This window comes from Nocardia crassostreae, from assembly GCF_001613405.1.
GTDB classification, from domain to species: Bacteria; Actinomycetota; Actinomycetes; order Mycobacteriales; family Mycobacteriaceae; genus Nocardia; species Nocardia crassostreae.
This window is the reverse complement of the sequence record NZ_BDCH01000029.1, coordinates 279,743-296,651: the sequence shown is the minus strand read 5'-3', so window position 1 is coordinate 296,651 and position 16,909 is coordinate 279,743. Positions and strand designations below refer to the sequence as shown.

Genomic DNA, 16,909 nt, shown 5'->3' with positions numbered 1-16,909 from the left:
GTGGCGGCCTCCGGAGCGTCGTGCGCGAGGCCGATGTGACCATCCGGGAGTTGATCAGTGGCTCGGTAGGGTCGCGATATGCCCGAGTTGATCGCGCCCACCGTGGATCTGCATACCGCCTGGCTGGCAGCGCATCGGGAATGGGGGCCGGGGATGCACGAGGACGGGTTCGGGCTGCGGGCGACCGATCGGGTCGATGATCCTGCGGAGTTCGCCGCTTGGGTGGCTCGGTTGGTCGAGGATTCGGATCCGGCGCGGCTCGTGTGCACCTATCGGTGGATCGTCGACGGCGATCGGGTGCTCGGCGGTATCGCGCTGCGACACGGGTTCGGGGATTTCGTGCGGCACGCGGGCCATATCGGTTATGGCATACGGCCGTCCGCGCGGCGGCGGGGGCTGGCCACCTGGGCGTTGGGGCGGATGCTCGACGAAGCCCGCGCGCTCGGCATGGTGGAGGTGCTGATCGTGTGCGAGGACGTGAATACCGCCTCCGCCAAGACGATCAAACGGCACGGCGACGTTCTCGAAGGCGTGCGGGACTCCGAATACGGTGTGGTGCGGCGCTATTGGATCAGCCTTGGCGACCACACGCAATCCGCCGACATCATGTCGACGTAGTCGAAGCGGTTCACGGACAGCAATGTGTTGTGGCTCAGCGCGATCGGCCGGAATCCATCCTGGGTAGCGGGATGCCGGACGGCCGGTGTGGCTTCGGCACAAGCCATCGGAACTCAGGAGCCGAACGCGCGGGTGATCGGAGCCAGGTCGAAGTAGTCAAGCCAGGCGGCGATCTTGCCGTCGGTGACTTCGAAGACGCCCATGACGGGCAGGGCAGTTTCGTGGCCGTTGCCGCGCAGGGTGTCGGTGCGCTCGTTCATTACGAGAGTGCCGTGGGAGATCTGGCGGTGGATGGTGAAGTCTATGCCGTCGAGGGCGGCGGAGAATCCGGCGATGAAGTCGCGGATGGCGGTTCGGCCGATCACCGGGGCCATCGGGATGTTGTGGTACACAGCGTCTTCGGTGAAGAACAAGGCGATGTGGTCGGGGTCCGGCTTCGCCCAGGCGGCGCACATTTCGCGGACCAGGGCGTCAGGGTCGGGCATGGGGTTAACTCTCGAGACCGTCGGCTATGCGGCGGGCGGCGGCGGCCAGTTCCGCCAGGTAGCGGCGGCGTTCGGGGCGGGTGGCATCGGGGCGCAGCGGACCGATCTGGAGTTCCATGACGGCGTGGCCGCTGTCGTCGAAGACCGGTGCGCTGATGTAGCTCAGGGGTAGTGGGATATCGCGGTCGAAGGTGGCCTGGTCGTAGGCGCTGCCGACAATGGTGCCGAGTTGGGCGAGGACGCGGCCGCGTAGTTCATTGCTGGCGGGGTGGTCGGCGAGATGGTCGGCGACCTCGGAGAGCACGCGTGCGGTGGGCAGGCTGTCGGGTTCCAGCCGCCAGGCGCAGTAGCCGGTGGCGCGCAGGGTGGCGAGCACCGCGCGGTACTCGTCGCGCCGTTCCGGGCTGCGGGTAGCGAGCCAATACTGTTGGCGGGCAGTGCTGGAGTGGGCGATGATCGCCGCACCGGCGGGGGCGAGCAGGGGTATGCGGGCCCCCGATTCGATGCCTGCGGTGAGACGGTCGCGGGTGACGGCGACGAATTCCAGGTGCGCGCCGCTGAGAGCGGTGAGCACCGCACCGCAGTCGATACGGTCGGCGAGGCGTTCCAGCTCGGCGTCCAGCCACGCCCGGTCGGTATGGCGGTCCGCGGCCCGGTTACCGATGGCACTCAGGGCGGGCCCGAGCTCATAGCTCAGGTCGGGCAGACGACGCACCCAGTCATGTTCGGTCAGTGCGGTGAGGATGGCTCCGGCGGTGGACCGGTTCAGCTCCAAACCACCGGCGATCCCGGCGGCGGTGAGCGAACCCTGCTGTGCGGCCAGCAGTTCCACGATGGCCACGACCCGCTGAGTCGGCGGCGACGACTCAGCGCTCCGGGATCGCTCAGCGCGCGAGGGCTCCATCGGCCGGGCACTGCCATCGAGCCCGGCGGCCGTGCCGTCAGGTCCGACAGGCGCGCCGTCAAGTCCGACAGGCGCGCCGTCAAGTCCGACAGGCGGGTTGTCGGGCCTGGCGGGCGGGTTGTCGGGCCTGGCGGGCGTGCTGGGCGACGCGTCACGGGTCTTGCCAGCGGGCACGCGGGTCTCCTAGCCTGAGTAGCGATACGAATATCCGAATCGTTCGACATGAATAATCGCACCGAGGAGTGGGTCGTGGCAATCACGCAGGGGCCGATCGCGTCGTGATCGCCGATTTCGCCGAGCACTGGCCGCTGTACGCCTCCATTCCCGTCGTGGCCGCGCTCATCGGGTGGATCACCAAGATCGTCGCGGTGCGGATGCTGAAGTACCCGCTCGAATTCCGGGGCATCCCACCGTGGTTCGGCTGGCAGGGCGTGATTCCGCGATCCGCGCCGCGCATGGCGACCATTGCGGTGGATCTCATGTTCACCAAGCTCATCGACCCGCAGGACATCATCGCGCGCATCGATATCGCCGAGCTCACCACGCGCCTGCGCGAACCGCTCGACGCCGGGGTGGAGTACATGGTGCGCGAGATGATGATGAAGCATCAGCCCCGGCTGTGGGTGAACATGCCCGAGGCGGCGCAGCGCGCCATCATCGAACGGGCGCAGCGGGATCTGCCGCAGCTCATCGAGGACATCGTGTTCGATCTGCGCACCAATATCGATCAGGTGATGGACCTGCGCGGTATGGCCATCAGCGCGCTGGTCGACGACAAGGCGCTGCTGGTCGAGATGGTGGACCGGGTGGGCCGCCATGAGCTGCGGTTCATCGTGCGCTCCGGATTGATCTTCGGCACCGTGCTCGGCTTCGTGCAGATGATCACCTGGGCCTTCACCCACTCCCCTTGGCTCATGCCCGCTTTCGGCGGTTTCACCGGATTGGTGACCGACTGGCTGGCGTTGCAGATGATCTTCCGACCGATCCGCCCGGTCGGTATTGGACCGTTCAAGTGGCAGGGCCTCTTCCACAAACGCCGCGACCAGGTCTGCACCGATTACGGCGACCTCATCGCCACCGAAATCCTCACGCCCGCGCGGATTCTGGAAGCCGTCCTGAACGGCGAGCGAGCCGACCGGTTGGCCTCACTCCTGAACCGGCACGTCAGCGAGTTCCTCGAACTCCAGACCGGTCCGGCGCGCCCCCTGGTCATGCTGGTCGCCCGCGACAGCTACACCGCCCTCGAACGCGACGCCCTCACCTTCGTCCTCGATCACGTGAAAGCCGCCGCCCACGCCGATTTCGACCGGCACGCCATGGCGGCCCTGGATGTGCGCAGCCTCGTCATCGAGAAGACCAAGAAGCTCACCGACGACGAATACGAGGGCCTGCTGCGCCCGGCCTTCAAACAGGACGAGTGGAAGCTGGTCGCCATCGGCGCGGTCCTCGGATTTCTGGTCGGCGAACTCCAAGTTCACCTACTTTTGGGTTGAGAACCCCGGTTCCTGGGTACCTTCCCGATGCGGATCACGCCCGCCGCCCCGGGGGGCCGCGTACGATGGGGACCCACAAAAGGACCCGCCCCACGTATCGAATTCGCATGCTACGCAGCCGCGCCCCGGCAGCGAAAACGCTCGCAGAATCACCAAAATACAGGCGAGTCCCGTCATAATGCGATGTTTGCGAAGCAGTATGGGTACCATCTCGCACTGTGCGCAAGATGTATGCGGGGGCCCGACTACGACGGTTGCGCGAGGAACGCCGGATGACCCAGGCGGCCTTGGCCAAATCCCTGGACCTGTCCCCCAGCTATCTCAACCAGCTCGAGCGTGATCAGCGACCGCTGACGATCCCGGTGCTGCTGAAACTGAACTCCACCTTCGATCTGGATGTCCAGTTCTTCGCTGCCGACTCCGACGCCCGGCTGGTATCCGACCTCCACGAAATCCTGCTCGAGGCCGCGGGCGGTAATGCGGCCCCCGTCGCCGAGGTCGAGGATCTGGCCACGCGCATGCCCGAGGTCGCGAAAATCGTTGTGGCCATGCATCGCCGACTACGTGCGGCGACCGACCAGTTGGATCTTTTGTCCTCGAAGGTCGCCACCCCCACCGGCGCGCCCGGCGTCCCCATGCCCTACGAGGATGTGCGCGACTTCTTCTACGACCACCACAATCACATAGCCCAGCTCGACCTCGCGGCAGAGCGCCTCTTCGATGACTGCGGACTCGCCATCGGCTCGCTCGACCGCCAGCTCGCCCGCGTCGCCGAGGAGCGTGCCGGTGTCACCGTCCTGGTCCGCGGCGACGGCGCCGACCCGAATGTGCCCAAGCGCCACTACGAACCGGAAACCCGCACCCTCACCCTGGCCCGCCGCCTACGCCCCGGCCAGCGGGCCTTCCAGATCGCCACCACCCTGGCCTTCCTGCTGCACGGCAGCCTGCTCGACGAGGTCTTGGACGAAACGCCCTCCCTGAGCGGCGAATCCCGCACCCTGGCCCGAATCGGCCTGGCCAACTACTTCGCCGGGGCCCTCATCCTCCCGTACAGCAAATTCCTGCGCTCCGCCGAAGAGCTACGCTACGACATCGACCTGCTATCCCTACGTTTCGAGGTCGGCTTCGAAACCGTCTGCCACCGCCTCTCCACCCTGCAACGCCAAGGCCAACGCGGCGTCCCCTTCTTCCTCATACGCACCGACCGCGCAGGCAATATCTCGAAATGCCAGTCCGCCACCGACTTCCACTTCTCCCGCGTAGGCGGCAGCTGCCCCCTGTGGGTGGTCCACGAAGCCTTCGCCCACCCGGGCCGCATGCTCACCCAGATAGCAGCCATGCCCGACGGCCGCCGCTACCTCTGGATAGCCCGCACCACCACCCCCACCCCCACCGGCTTCGGCACCGCCGGAAAAGAATTCGCCATCGGCCTGGGCTGCGACATCGAATACGCCGACCGCCTCGCCTATTCCAAGGGCCTCCACCTGGACGACCCCGCCGCCGCCATCCCCATCGGCGCAGGCTGCAAGGTCTGCGAGCGCCCCAAATGCCCCCAACGCGCCTTCCCCCAAATAGGCCGCCCCCTAGCCATAGCCGAAAACACCAGCACCCACCTCCCCTACCCCCGCATCCCCCGCTAACCCCACCCCACCACCGAGTTCACACCCAATACCGCCGGTCCACACCCCCAATTGACCACCAATACCGGGTGTGAACCAAGCACAAGGGGTGTGAACCCGAGCTTTGCGCTTTGGGTTCAGCACACCGGAGCACGGCGAATTCGGACTTAAGACTTCGCTAGGTATTCGAGGCGTTCGCCGTCGACGGCGGCGTGCATCATGCTGGCGAGGCCCGGGTGGTTGGTCAGGCCGGGGTCGGACTCGACTACCTCGCGGGCCAATTGCTGTGCGGCGGTGATTACTTCGAGGTCGTCGAGCAGGGACAGGAGGCGGAGGCTTCGGGCGGTGCCGGATTGGGCCGAGCCCAGGACGTCGCCTTCGCGGCGTTGGCGGAGGTCCAGGACTGCGAGTTCGAAGCCGTCCGTAGTGCCCGCCACCGCTTCGAGGCGGGACATGGCTGTGCCCACCGGGTTTGATTCGGTGATGAGCAGGCACAGGCCCGCGTGTTTGCCTCGGCCTACTCGGCCGCGGAGCTGGTGGAGCTGGCTGACGCCGAAGCGGTCGGCGTCGACTATGGCCATGACGGTGGCGTTGGGGACGTCGACGCCGACCTCGACGACCGTGGTGCAGACCAGGACGTCGATGTCGCCGTCGTTGAAAGAGCGCATGACGCGGTCTTTCTCCTCGGAGGGGAGGCGGCCGTGGAGGAGGCCGACGCGTAGGTCCTTCAGAGGGCCGGTGCGCAGCATTTCGTACACGTCGACTGCCGCGTGGGTGGTGGGGCCTTCTTTTTCCTCTTCGGATTTCTTGCGGCCCTTGGCCTTACCGTTTCCGTTCTCGTCCTCGTCGCCGATGCGGGAGCAGACCACATACGCTTGACGGCCCGCCTGGACTTCCTCGTGGATGCGTTCCCAGGCGCGGTCGACCCAAGACGGTTTCACCTTGGCGGGCAACACTTTCGACGTGATCGGGGAGCGGCCGCGGGGGAGCTGGGTGAGGGTGGAGGTTTCCAGGTCGCCGAGAGTGGTCATGGCGATGGTGCGCGGGATCGGGGTGGCGGTCATGACCAGCAGGTGCGGGCTGACGCCGTTCTTGGCCTTGGCACGCAAGGCATCTCGCTGTTCCACGCCGAAGCGGTGCTGCTCGTCGACCACGACCATGCCGAGGTCGAAGAATTCGACGGCCTCCTGAATGAGGGCGTGGGTGCCGATGACCAGGCCCGCCTCGCCGGTGACGGCGTCCAGGAGGGCGGCCTTCTTCTGGCTCGCGGACATGGAGCCGGTCACCAGGACCACCTTGGTGGCATTGTCGGCCGCGCCCAGTTCACCGGCCTCGCCCAGATCGCCGAGCATATTCCGCAACGACCGATAGTGCTGGGCGGCAAGGACTTCCGTCGGCGCGAGCAGGGCGGTCTGCTGGCCGTTGTCGACCACCTGGAGCATGGCGTGCAGCGCGACGATGGTCTTGCCGGAGCCGACCTCGCCCTGCAGCAGGCGGTGCATGGGATGGTTGCGGCACAGATCGGCGGAGATCTCGTCGATGACGGTGCGCTGCCCCTCGGTGAGCTCGAAGGGGAGACGCTTGTCGAAGGCGGCGGCAATGCCGTCGGTGCGGGGCGGGCAGGGCTTGGCGGCGCGACCCTCGGTCTGATGGCGGCGTTCGGCCAGCACCAACTGCAAGGCCAGGGCCTCATCGAAACGCAGGCGGTTGCGGGCCTCCTCGATATCGGATTTGTGCTCCGGTAGGTGGATCAGGCGCAGGGCGTCGGAGATCGGGAGCAGGGAATGCTCGGCGCGCAGGTCCTCCGGGAACGGATCGTCGATGGGATCGAGCTGATCGAGGATCTGACGGACGCAGCGCAGCAGATCCCAGCTCTGCACCTTGGCGGTGGCCGGGTAGACGGGGATGAATTCGCGTTCGAAGAACGAGACATCCACGCCGCCCGCGCCTTTCGCGCTATTGGCCAGACCGCGCAGGGCGCCGCCGCCGCGGACCGAGGTCAGGTTCTCGACCGAACCGTCCTCCTTGTCGGGCAGGATCAGATAGTCCGGGTGCGAGAGGTTCCAGCGATCCGGTCGCCACCAGTGCACGGTGCCCGACATCATCGCTCGCACACCGTCTTTCACCAGATAGCGCACCTTGTCGCCATTGAAGAAAGTGATGTCCACCGGGCGCGGGCCGCCGGTGTCGAGGGCCACCTTCAGCAGGCTGCCGCGCCGGTTCTTCATGGGGCGCAGTTCGGTCTTGGTGACCCGGCCCATGACGGTGATGTGCTGGCCCTCCTCCGGCGCCTCCTCGGTGAGCGGCTGCCCCTGGGTGGCATAGCGCAGCGGATAGTGCCGCAGCAGATCCTCGACCGTGTGCATATCGAAAGCCTCGGCCAGCGGTTCGGCCGCCTTCACACCGAGCACATGGTCGAGCCGGTCACTCAGTGTCGCCATCAGAACCTCCCAAAGTGACCGGCACGGGCGGGTATGTCACCTATTCCACCCCGATCTGCACGAGATCCCCGGGCTGCCCGCCCGGGTACACCACCACCTCCACGCCCGGGAAGCCGGTGGCGACATGTTCGCTCAATTCATTCGAAAGTCCTTCGGGCGCATCGGCTCCCATGAGCATGGTCACCAATTCCCCACCGAGCCCGAGCATCCGATCCAGCAGCGTGCGCCCCGCCGCCCGCACATCCGGATCGATCACCACCACATCGTGCCCGACCAGTCCCAACCCGTCGCCCGCGGCGCAGTTCCCCACAATGGTCAAGGCCCGCTCCGGTGCGACTCGCAAAGCGCCCCACCGCGTTCCGGCCGCCGCCTCCGACATGGCGAAGGCATCGTCCACCGCGATCCGCCCCGCATCGTGCATGGACAAGGCGGCCAGCCCCTGCACCATGGACGCGCTCGGCAGCATCAAAACCTCCCGCTGCCCATCCCGAGCCGCCACACTCACCGCGACCAACTCGTGCGCGGGCAATGCCCCGTTCGGCAACACCAGCACCTCCCGATGCGGCAATCCCCGAATCCCCGCCAGCAATGCCTCCGGCGTCACCTCCCCTTCGAGCACGGCGGCCCCCGAATCCTCGAACAACCGCACCGCACCCTCCCCCGCGGCCACCGCCAGAATCCCCCGATCCACCGGCTGCTCCGGCGCATGCTCGGACACCGCCAGCGTCTCGATCCGGATCCCCGCGAGCACGCCCGCGGCCAACCCCGCCTCCACGGCGGCACCGGCATCCGCGCAATGCACATGCGCCGACCAGGCCCCCGCCCCGCCCCCCACCACGACGACCGAATCCCCCAACTCCGCCAGCCGATCCCGCAACCGCGCCGCCCGCCCGTCATCGGAATCGCTCAGCCGATACATGACCTCGTACATCGGAGCACTCGCCTCACCCACGGATCCCCCCACTCCACCGTAGGCCCGTTCCCCCGAATCCACTCCCACCCCAACAGAATTCGCGCCCCCCGATCGCACGATCACGTCCTGACCCGACGGTGCGAGCGATGCCGTTCCGAACTCGCCCCGCCGGTATGTCGGCCGCGTCGGCGGCTGCCCACCTGCCACGACAACCAACTCGTCCAACAGCACCAGCAACCCCCGCGCCCCGGCATCCACCACCCCCGCCTCGCGCAGCACGCCCAATTGCGACGGCGTCTCCTCCAACGCCTTGGCCGCCCCATCCGCCGCGGCCAGCGCCACCGCCGACAACGACCGCTCCGGACATTCCCTCGCACTCTCCGCAGCACAATCGAGCACGGTGAGCATGGTCCCCTCGATAGGCGAACTCAACGCCTCCCGAACCAATACCGCCGCCGCCCGCAACGCCACCCGAAGCGACCGCTCGGTGAGCGCTCCATCACACACCGCCTCCGCCACTCCCCGCAGCACCTGCGACAGGATGATCCCCGAATTCCCCCGCGCCCCCGCCGTAGCCCCCCGAGCCAAGGCCCCCGCAACCGAATAGGCGCTCACCGCCCCGCCCAACTCACGACCCGCGACCTCGGTCACACCCACGGTTTCGCCAGGAGACAACGAATCGGCGGATTCGGCGGCGCGGAGGGCGGCGCGCATGGTGTTGAGGAGGTTGGTGCCGGTGTCGGAGTCGGGGACGGGGAAGACATTGAGGGCGTTTATTTCGTCTCGGTGGCGTTCGAGGGCGGTCAGGCAGGCCTGGGCCCAGCGCAGTAGCGCGGTACCGTCGAGTGCGTCCCCTACCGCGGGCACCGTCACCGTCCTCTCGCTCATAGCGTGTTGTCGCGACCCCGGTGGCCAGCCTAGTCGCGACGGCCGACACCGTGCTGTCACCTGGTGTTGGTGCGATGGGCGAGGGTCAGCGAACGGGGGGCCAATTGGACATCGGACAGCAGGGGCGGTTAGTCTCGCAGGGTTGCCCGACGCGGGCACCGGTCCTGCCCTCTCAGGTTTCGGCTCGCGTTCGCCAGCTATTCGCTGGTAGGCACGTCCACGACATTTAAGTTTTCGGACACGCTGTGCACTGTGCAGCGGGTCCCAACATGACATGAAGGAGCTCGCGACTATGGCTGCCGTCTGCGACGTTTGCGCCAAGGGCCCCGGCTTCGGTAAGTCGGTTTCGCACTCGCACCGGCGCACCAACCGTCGCTGGAACCCGAATATCCAGACTGTTCGTGCGCAGGTTGCCCCGGGCAACACCCGCCGCATGAACGTGTGCACCTCCTGCCTGAAGGCCGGCAAGGTCGTGCGCGGCTGATTTTCAGCTTTCGAGAACCCCGGCACCCATAATGGGGTGGCCGGGGTTTTTGTCGTTCTCGGGAAGGGAGCCCGCACGTGCCGTCCGCATCGATGCCATGGCGCGTCGTGCCATTGGCAGCCGAGCACGTCCGCTCCCTCGCGGAATGCCATATCGCGTGCTGGCGCGAGGCATATCAGGAGCTGGTGCCCGCGCACGTGCTCGACGCCTTCGATGTCGATCGGCTGGCGGAGCAGAACGAGCGCATGCGCGTCGAATATCCCGACCTCAACACCGTCGCGGTCGTGGGTGACGAAGTCATCGGATTCGCTCGCGAAGGCGCGGCGCCGGACGAATCAGCGGTAACACCCCGCCAGCTCTTCGCACTGTATGTGCGCGCCGCCTGGTACGGCACGGGCGTGGCGCACGATCTGATGCGCGCGGTGCTGGTCGAGGATGCCGACACCAGCCTGTGGGTCTTCGAGGAGAATCCGCGCGCGCAGGCCTTCTACAAAAAGTACGGCTTCGAACTCGACGGCGAACGCCGAGTCGAAGCCTTCACTCCCGCACTCGAAGTGCGAATGGTGCGTCGAATTACTGGTGACCGGTGAAGCAGTCCAGCTGCTGACTGATCGACTGGAAGATGCACGCCACCCGGGACGTCACGCTCGACGACATCGTGGTCGCGCTATTGGTGTCGAACAGGCTCGCGACGGGAGCGGCCGGGGCCGTCTCGACGGGGGCCGGTTCCAACGTCAACGGCGCGGCATTCGCGGCGGGGGGCCACAGCGAAAGCGGCACCCGCGGCAAGCGCGACGAAAACACCACGGGCAGTCTTGTTCTGCATACACATGCTCCTGATCGGATCTACGGATACGCGCCCTACGGCAGACGCCAGTCCACCGGCGCGGCCCCTAATGTACCCAGCAATTCGTTGGTACGTGAGAACGGACGAGATCCGAAGAATCCTCGCGAAGCAGACAATGGTGAGGGATGGGCGGATTCGAGGTAGGGCGTCGACCCCAGCATCGGCTTCAACGTCGAGGCGTCCCGGCCCCACAGAATGGCGACAAGTGGCTGGTCACGGGCGACCAGCGCCCGAATCGCCTGCTCCGTCACCGCTTCCCAGCCCTTGCCCCGATGCGAGGCCGACTCGCCCGGGCGCACGGTGAGAACTCGGTTCAGCATGAGCACGCCCTGATCCGACCACGGCGACAGATCGCCGTTCGACGGCGTCGACAACTCCAGGTCCTTGGAGTACTCGGAGAAGATATTGGCCAGACTGCGCGGCACCGGCGAAACATCCGTCGCCACCGAGAAACTCAATCCCATGGCGTGACCCGGGGTCGGGTAGGGATCCTGGCCGACAATGAGCACCCGCACCTTGTCGAACGGCCGCTGGAAGGCGCGCAGCACATTCTCCCCCTTGGGGAGATAGCCACGCCCGGCGGCGTTCTCGGTACGCAGGAATTCGCCCATCTCGGCAATGCGGTCGGCCACCGGTTCGAGGGCCTCGGCCCAGCCCGAATCGATGACTTCCGACAGTGGTTTTCCGCCCATGTCGGGATAACCTATCCGGCCCACTTCCACGACGAAACCCCCACCCTCCTATGCGAAGGATTCCCAACCGGTAGGTCCGGACCGAGCGACCCCATCCACGGTCACCCCCGTGCCCGCGACCACGCGTCCAATGGCCACCCAACCCGCAGGCAGATCCCCATTTCCGGAAAACGTCGCCGCGAACGCATGGTCCTCCCCACCCGCCAGCACCCAGTCGAGCGCGTCCGCCCCGAGCGCCTCCGCCACCGTTTCGAGCGCCGCATCCCGCAGGGCCACCGAATCGAGATCGACAGCCACACCGGAAGATTCGGCGATATGCCCGAGATCGGCGAGCAGCCCGTCGGACACGTCCGTGAGCGCGGTGATGGCCACTGCGCCCGCCGAACTTCGGCCTGCCACAGCCTCACCCGTCCGCGCGGCGTCCGGTCTCGCCGCGGCACCCGGATGCGGTGCGGCCGACGGTCCCGGCAGCGCGCGACTGGGCAGTTCGAGTACCGCCTCGTAGCGCGGCTGTGGAACCCTGTGTGCGGCAACGGCTTCCGCGAAGCGGTCGAGATCCGCTCCGGCCGAGAGCGCGGCCAGGCCCGCCGCCGACCAGCCTAGGCGACCGGCCACCGCCACGATGTCGCCGGGGCGGGCGCCCGAGCGTGTAATCACTTCGGGCCCAAGAGGATCGCCGAATGCGGTTACCGAGATGACGATCTGCGAACTGCGCACCATATCGCCGCCCGCGATGGACGCTCCGGCGCGCTCGGCCTCGGCCCACATGCCGTCGGCGAGGGCTTCGACGAAGGCGACCGGGGTGTCGGAGGGGCAGCCCAGGGCGACCACGAAGGCGCTCGGGCGGGCGCCCATGGCGACCACGTCCGCGGCGTTCTGGGCGATGGCTTTGCGGCCGATGTCCTGGGGGCTGGACCAATCCAGACGAAAGTGACGATTCTCCAGCAGCATGTCGGTGGTCACCACGAACCGCCCCGCCGGTGCGGCGACCAGCGCGGCATCGTCGCCCGGCCCCATCAATACGCCCGGCGCCTGGGTGCGCCCGGCATTGATGCGGTCGATCAGCGCGAACTCCCCGAGCTCGCGCACGGTGGCGGCCGCTGACGGCTTGGACAGGTCCGGCCCGCTGCTGGCGGTGATGACGGTCTCCTCGGTACTGAGTGTGATGCGGCTGGCAAACGTATGAACGGTACCCTCGAACCCGCAATCGACGACCACCAGCCGGGCTCCGCTGTGCCCGGCGCGGCACGATCGGGGACCGACGACCGGATGAGCAACGACACCCGCGGCAGCGAACCGGAGAACACCCACCCGGACGCGACGGACCAGCCCGCAGCCCCACCCACCGCTGCACAGGATCCCGATCTCGGCGCGAACGCCACCCCTGCGGGAAGCCCCGACCGGTCCGATACCGCAGCCGCCGCGAACGGCACCGATTCCACCGACGACGCCGTCACGCTCGGAAAGTCGAGCGCCCCCGCCCCGGCCGAGACGAAGGCCGCCGATGCGGCGGCGCGTGAGCTGTCCGATGAGGATTTCTCTCCCCGGCGCTCCCCCGCGCTCATCGCGACCGCGGTCGCCCTCCCGATCGCGCTCGTGGTCGGTGTTCTCGTCGCGGGCGTCATCGCCAATCGCAATCCGGTCCGCGAACCCCTCGCCCTCGGCGCGGTGGATGCGCCCGGGGCCACCGGTCCGGCCTGCTCGACGCTGCTGCCCGAACTTCCGGACAAGATCGGCGATTACACGGCCGCCGAACTGCGGCAGCCCGCGCCCGCCGCGACCAAGGCGTGGCAGCTGCCCGAAGGCGGCGAACCCATTGTGCTGCGCTGCGGGCTGGGGCGGCCGCTGGAATTCAACCGAGCTTCCTCGTTGCAGGTGGTGAACGGTGTCAGCTGGTTCGAGGTGAAGGACCCCACGAGTGGGGCGACCTCCGGCACCTGGTTCGCCGTCGACCGCGGCACCTACATCGCCCTCACCATGGCCAACGACGCCGGACCCACTCCCCTACAAGAGGTCTCGAACGCCATCACCAAGGCCGTCCCCGAACAGCCCCTGGACCCGAACCCCCTCCCCAACTAGCTGGACAGGCGATCACCGGGAAGTGGTGGCGGCATCGGCCGAGTAGCCTCCGCCATCAGTTCCCGGTCGTGGTCGTTTCAGACCTTGCGGAGGACGGCTTTGCCGGAGGTGAGGTCGACGTCGATGCCGTCGACGCCGTCGCCGGGGTTCTCGCGGTGCATGAGGACGGATTGGCGTTGTTCGAATTCGGCCTGTTTGCCGGAGCTGAAGAGGGCATCGAACTGTTCGAAGCCGATGCCCGCGGCGCTGCGCGGGCCGTCAATGTGGCGCATCCAGGGCAGGACGGTCCGGCCGGTCAGTTTGCGGTAGGCCACCTCGGCGAAAGCTATCGCGATAATCAGCAGTGCCAGCCCGGGAATCGTCATGGCCACGATCACCTCACCGAGAGTACGCGCGGACGCGCCGATAGCGGGCTGCGCGGCGTGGCCCGAAAGTGCCATGCTCACCGGTATGACCGCAACAGCTGGGCGCTGCCGGGAATGCGGCGCCGCGCTACCCGAGTCCGGCGACTGCGCCGACCGGATTCCGGAGTTGCTCGAGATCGAGTGGCGGGTCCTGGACGGCAGCGAGGACAGCCTGCGCGCACCCTTCTTCGCCATCGCATCGTTCCAAGTGCAGCACCCGTCACGAATGACACCGGAAGCGACGGCCGGACTACGCATTCAGCTGACGCGCATGGTGCGCAACCCGATTCCCATCGCGAACCTGCGCATCGACGTCCGACGCGCCTTCCGCGACGTGAAGGTCAACAACCCCCAACCGGGCGACCGCTCCGCAGTGGACCCCCGCTGGCCAACCGTATGGCCGATGACCGCCGCCGATATCGTCACCCGCCCCGCAGGCGAATACATCGCCGCGGTCAGCGAATGGGCGCGCACCACCGCCGACACCATAGACCTGGCGATACCGCGCGAACACTGACCGAGCTCCCGCCGCGCGGACGGGAGCTCGATTCGTCAGCACAGGCCGGTGCCGCGCGCCAGGGCGGTCTCGATCAACGTGCTCACCAACGTCTTGTTATCGATCCCCGTGGCATCCCACATGCGCGGGTACATGGAGATCGCCGTGAACCCCGGCATGGTGTTGATCTCGTTGATGACCGGCCCTTGCTCGGTCACGAAGAAGTCCACCCGCGCCAGTCCCTGGCAGTCCAGGGCCCGAAATGCCTGTACCGCGATATCCCGAACCTGTTGCGCCACATCGTCGTCCAGCTTGGCCGGAACATCGAACTCGCAGACATCGTCGAGATATTTGGTATCGAAGTCATAGAACTCCGGGCCGTCGGAGCTTTTCTCCGGCATGCGGATCTCGGCCACCACACTGGCCTGCACCCGCCCGTCCGGAAACTCGAGCACTCCGCATTCGACCTCGCGCCCGACAATGCCCGCCTCGATGATCACCTTCGGATCCACCTGGCGCGCAACGGCAATGGCAGCCTCGAGCTCGTCCCAGCCGTCCACCTTGGTAATGCCGATGGAGGATCCGCCACGCGCGGGCTTCACGAAGACCGGCAGGCCGAGGCGCGCCTTGTCGTCCTCGGACAGCGTCGGCACACCGGGGCGCAGCACCACCTGCACGCCGATCGGAAGTCCTTCGGCGGCAAGGAGTTTCTTGGTGAACTCCTTGTCCATCCCGGCCGCGCTGGCCAGCACGCCCGGACCCACATAGGGAATCCCGGCCAGTTCCAGCAGACCCTGGATGGTGCCGTCCTCACCGAAAGCGCCGTGCAGCACCGGGAACACCACATCGACGCCGCCGAGCACGGTATCGGCGCCGTCGAGGGGAACCAACGCGCCGGACCGAGACGGGTCCGCGCTCAGGGTCAGTTCGGTGCCCGCACCGGTCACGGCCGGTAGCCCGCGCTCGGTGCGCGTCAGCTCGCGCGGATCGCCACTGGCCAGCACCCAGGTGCCGTCCTGCGTAATCCCGATCGGAACCGCCTCGTACCGTTCGGGATCGAGGCTGCCCAGCACGGTCCGGGCCGAAACGCACGAAACACCGTGCTCATTGCTCCGGCCGCCGAAAACCACCGCCACCCTGATCCTGTTGGTCATGCCCGGAACCGTACCCGGTCGCGGATAGCGGTGGTGTTACACGGTCGACTCAGAGCCCGGCGACCGCGGCCGCCGAGCTCCCGCTGACACAGTCGCGCCCGGAATGCCCGTTGTTACGCCGATCCGAGTCGACCGCACTCCACCGCCCGCACTCCACACAGAAACAGACCGGTCTCCAATAAGCCGCGAGCGCCCAACGCCCCGGTCGACGCCTCATCTCACCGGCATCGAGTGGGCCGAGCAACGGCAGTCGATCGCACGGGTTCCAGCAGACGCTTCCCCGGCGGAGAGTCCCTCGTGGCAGACCACATGCACCGCATTGGTGAGCGGTGCGGGACAACCGCGCGCCATGGGATACGGCGGGTGGGAGGGCCCGCTTACTCGGATTTGAGTCGCCGCCCCAGCAGTTGGCCGACCGCTTCCTCGGCAGAGAGGCCCTCGTGGCAGACCTGGTGCACCGCATTGGTGAGCGGCATCTCGACACCGTGCGCGGCGGCCAGTGCGCGCACCGATGTGCAGGACTTCACACCCTCGGCGACCTGGCCATGGGTGGCCAGTTGGGCGGTCTCCATGCTGCCGCCCTCGCCGAGCACGTAGCCGAAGGAGCGGTTGCGGGACAGCCTCGAGGTGCAGGTGGCGACCAGATCGCCGATTCCGGCCAGGCCCGCGAAGGTCACCGGTTCCGCGCCTACGGCCACGCCGAGGCGGATGATCTCGGCCAGGCCGCGGGTGATGAGGGTGGCAATGGAGTTGTCGCCCAAGCCCATTCCCGAGGCGGCGCCGCAGGCCAGCGCGATGACGTTCTTGCAGGCCCCGCCGATCTCGCAGCCGATCACATCGGAATTGGTGTACGGCCGGAAGTAGCCGGTGGCGATGGCGTGCTGCACGGCCTCGGCGCGCGCGGTGTCGGTGCAGGCGACCACGGTGGCGGCCGGTTGCCGCGCCGCGATCTCGTCGGCCAGATTCGGCCCGGACAGCACCGCGACCCGGCTCGGGTCGGCGCCGCTCACCTCGGCGATCACCTGGCTCATGCGCAGCAGCGTGCCGGTCTCGATGCCCTTGGCCACGCTCACCAGGGTGGAGTCGGCGGGGATGATGTCCCGCCAGGCCGCGAGATTCGGGCGCAAGGTCTGTGAGGGCACCGCCAGCACCACGATGTCGGCCCCGGCCAAGGCGAGCGCCGGATCATCGGTCGCCGCGATGGGCGGCAGTTCCACCTCCGTCAGATACGAGGGATTGCGGTGCTCGGACGTGATCGCCTTCGCCACCTCCGGCCGCCGAGCCCACATGGTGACCTCGGTTCCGGCCTCTGCCAACACCTTCGCGAGCGCGGTCCCCCAGGAACCCGACCCCATCACTGCAGCCCTAGCCATCAGCCCAATATAAGCGGGT

Annotated in this window: 17 protein-coding genes; 7 read left to right on the top strand and 10 right to left on the bottom strand. The window is 67.5% G+C overall.

The window, feature by feature from the left end:
- Positions 1-78 precede the first annotated feature (78 nt).
- Positions 79-618: a GNAT family N-acetyltransferase gene (locus tag NC4_RS29725; RefSeq protein WP_067544718.1), complete on the top strand. Its 540-nt coding sequence runs from the start codon at positions 79-81 to the stop codon at positions 616-618.
- Between the two features lie 113 nt (positions 619-731).
- On the opposite strand, the gene NC4_RS29720 is transcribed toward NC4_RS29725, so the two are convergent.
- Positions 732-1,103 (bottom strand): SgcJ/EcaC family oxidoreductase, encoded by a 372-nt coding sequence (locus NC4_RS29720; protein ID WP_067544717.1) that lies wholly within the window; start codon positions 1,101-1,103, stop codon positions 732-734.
- A 4-nt stretch (positions 1,104-1,107) separates the two neighbouring features.
- The gene (locus NC4_RS29715; protein WP_169814889.1) at positions 1,108-1,944 is read right to left on the bottom strand and encodes a helix-turn-helix domain-containing protein; all 837 of its coding nucleotides are present in this window, start codon (positions 1,942-1,944) and stop codon (positions 1,108-1,110) included.
- Positions 1,945-2,285: 341 nt separating this feature from the next.
- Between NC4_RS29715 and NC4_RS29710 the strand changes: the two genes are divergently transcribed.
- Both NC4_RS29710 and NC4_RS29705 read left to right on the top strand, forming a co-directional pair.
- The gene (locus NC4_RS29710; RefSeq protein WP_218021324.1) at positions 2,286-3,500 is read left to right on the top strand and encodes a DUF445 family protein; all 1,215 of its coding nucleotides are present in this window, start codon (positions 2,286-2,288) and stop codon (positions 3,498-3,500) included.
- Positions 3,501-3,718: 218 nt separating this feature from the next.
- Positions 3,719-5,140, top strand: coding sequence for a short-chain fatty acyl-CoA regulator family protein (locus NC4_RS29705; RefSeq protein ID WP_067544713.1), 1,422 nt, complete (start codon positions 3,719-3,721; stop codon positions 5,138-5,140).
- A gap of 146 nt (positions 5,141-5,286) precedes the next feature.
- On the opposite strand, the gene recG is transcribed toward NC4_RS29705, so the two are convergent.
- The gene (gene recG, locus NC4_RS29700) at positions 5,287-7,560 is read right to left on the bottom strand and encodes an ATP-dependent DNA helicase RecG (RefSeq protein ID WP_067544711.1); all 2,274 of its coding nucleotides are present in this window, start codon (positions 7,558-7,560) and stop codon (positions 5,287-5,289) included.
- Positions 7,561-7,600: 40 nt separating this feature from the next.
- On the bottom strand, positions 7,601-9,361 hold the full coding sequence (locus tag NC4_RS29695) for a DAK2 domain-containing protein (protein ID WP_067544709.1): 1,761 nt from the start codon (positions 9,359-9,361) through the stop codon (positions 7,601-7,603).
- Between the two features lie 292 nt (positions 9,362-9,653).
- On the opposite strand from NC4_RS29695, the gene rpmB reads away from it, so the two are divergent.
- Together rpmB and NC4_RS29690 are read left to right on the top strand one after the other, a co-directional pair.
- The gene (gene rpmB, locus NC4_RS39495; protein ID WP_011210730.1) at positions 9,654-9,845 is read left to right on the top strand and encodes a 50S ribosomal protein L28; all 192 of its coding nucleotides are present in this window, start codon (positions 9,654-9,656) and stop codon (positions 9,843-9,845) included.
- 107 nt (positions 9,846-9,952) lie between these two features.
- The gene (locus tag NC4_RS29690) at positions 9,953-10,435 is read left to right on the top strand and encodes a GNAT family N-acetyltransferase (protein WP_245722006.1); all 483 of its coding nucleotides are present in this window, start codon (positions 9,953-9,955) and stop codon (positions 10,433-10,435) included.
- Here the strand turns inward: NC4_RS29690 and NC4_RS29685 are convergent.
- Genes NC4_RS29685 through thiL form a run of 3 tightly spaced genes read right to left on the bottom strand, consistent with a single transcriptional unit; the run spans position 10,419 to position 12,473 of the window.
- On the bottom strand, positions 10,419-10,649 hold the full coding sequence (locus tag NC4_RS29685) for a hypothetical protein (RefSeq protein ID WP_157555291.1): 231 nt from the start codon (positions 10,647-10,649) through the stop codon (positions 10,419-10,421). The two genes, NC4_RS29690 and NC4_RS29685, sit on opposite strands and share 17 nt — an antisense overlap.
- A gap of 57 nt (positions 10,650-10,706) precedes the next feature.
- Positions 10,707-11,384 carry a uracil-DNA glycosylase gene (locus tag NC4_RS29680; RefSeq protein WP_067544855.1) on the bottom strand — a complete coding sequence of 226 codons (678 nt, stop codon included), beginning with the start codon at positions 11,382-11,384 and terminating at the stop codon, positions 10,707-10,709.
- A 48-nt stretch (positions 11,385-11,432) separates the two neighbouring features.
- Complete coding sequence (thiL, locus tag NC4_RS29675; protein WP_084529905.1) at positions 11,433-12,473, bottom strand: thiamine-phosphate kinase; 1,041 nt, start codon at positions 12,471-12,473, stop codon at positions 11,433-11,435.
- Between the two features lie 432 nt (positions 12,474-12,905).
- Here thiL and NC4_RS29670 point away from each other — a divergent pair, with 432 nt between their 5' ends.
- On the top strand, positions 12,906-13,463 hold the full coding sequence (locus tag NC4_RS29670) for a DUF3515 domain-containing protein (protein WP_067544851.1): 558 nt from the start codon (positions 12,906-12,908) through the stop codon (positions 13,461-13,463).
- A 77-nt stretch (positions 13,464-13,540) separates the two neighbouring features.
- Here the strand turns inward: NC4_RS29670 and NC4_RS29665 are convergent, their stop codons facing one another.
- Positions 13,541-13,903 carry a DUF6191 domain-containing protein gene (locus NC4_RS29665; RefSeq protein ID WP_245722018.1) on the bottom strand — a complete coding sequence of 121 codons (363 nt, stop codon included), beginning with the start codon at positions 13,901-13,903 and terminating at the stop codon, positions 13,541-13,543.
- 10 nt (positions 13,904-13,913) lie between these two features.
- On the opposite strand from NC4_RS29665, the gene NC4_RS29660 reads away from it, so the two are divergent.
- A complete protein-coding gene (locus tag NC4_RS29660) occupies positions 13,914-14,384 on the top strand; it encodes a DUF5946 family protein (protein ID WP_157555290.1) in 471 nt (156 codons plus the stop codon).
- Positions 14,385-14,419: 35 nt separating this feature from the next.
- On the opposite strand, the gene NC4_RS29655 is transcribed toward NC4_RS29660, so the two are convergent.
- On the bottom strand, positions 14,420-15,517 hold the full coding sequence (locus NC4_RS29655; protein WP_067544701.1) for a D-alanine--D-alanine ligase family protein: 1,098 nt from the start codon (positions 15,515-15,517) through the stop codon (positions 14,420-14,422).
- A 377-nt stretch (positions 15,518-15,894) separates the two neighbouring features.
- Positions 15,895-16,890, bottom strand: coding sequence for an NAD(P)H-dependent glycerol-3-phosphate dehydrogenase (locus tag NC4_RS29650; RefSeq protein WP_067544847.1), 996 nt, complete (start codon positions 16,888-16,890; stop codon positions 15,895-15,897).
- Positions 16,891-16,909: the final 19 nt, after the last annotated feature.

What these genes read in the sequence shown, in the direction of transcription:
- NC4_RS29680 (WP_067544855.1), bottom strand. Translation starts at nt 11,384, where the DNA reads ATGGGCGGAAAACCACTGTCGGAAGTCATCGATTCGGGCTGGGCCGAG.
- NC4_RS29650 (WP_067544847.1), bottom strand. Translation starts at nt 16,890, where the DNA reads ATGGCTAGGGCTGCAGTGATGGGGTCGGGTTCCTGGGGGACCGCGCTC.
- NC4_RS29660 (WP_157555290.1), top strand. Translation starts at nt 13,914, where the DNA reads ATGACCGCAACAGCTGGGCGCTGCCGGGAATGCGGCGCCGCGCTACCC.
- NC4_RS29695 (WP_067544709.1), bottom strand. Translation starts at nt 9,361, where the DNA reads ATGAGCGAGAGGACGGTGACGGTGCCCGCGGTAGGGGACGCACTCGAC.
- NC4_RS29720 (WP_067544717.1), bottom strand. Translation starts at nt 1,103, where the DNA reads ATGCCCGACCCTGACGCCCTGGTCCGCGAAATGTGCGCCGCCTGGGCG.
- NC4_RS29665 (WP_245722018.1), bottom strand. Translation starts at nt 13,903, where the DNA reads ATGGCACTTTCGGGCCACGCCGCGCAGCCCGCTATCGGCGCGTCCGCG.
- NC4_RS29725 (WP_067544718.1), top strand. Translation starts at nt 79, where the DNA reads ATGCCCGAGTTGATCGCGCCCACCGTGGATCTGCATACCGCCTGGCTG.
- NC4_RS29655 (WP_067544701.1), bottom strand. Translation starts at nt 15,517, where the DNA reads ATGACCAACAGGATCAGGGTGGCGGTGGTTTTCGGCGGCCGGAGCAAT.
- recG (WP_067544711.1), bottom strand. Translation starts at nt 7,560, where the DNA reads ATGGCGACACTGAGTGACCGGCTCGACCATGTGCTCGGTGTGAAGGCG.
- rpmB (WP_011210730.1), top strand. Translation starts at nt 9,654, where the DNA reads ATGGCTGCCGTCTGCGACGTTTGCGCCAAGGGCCCCGGCTTCGGTAAG.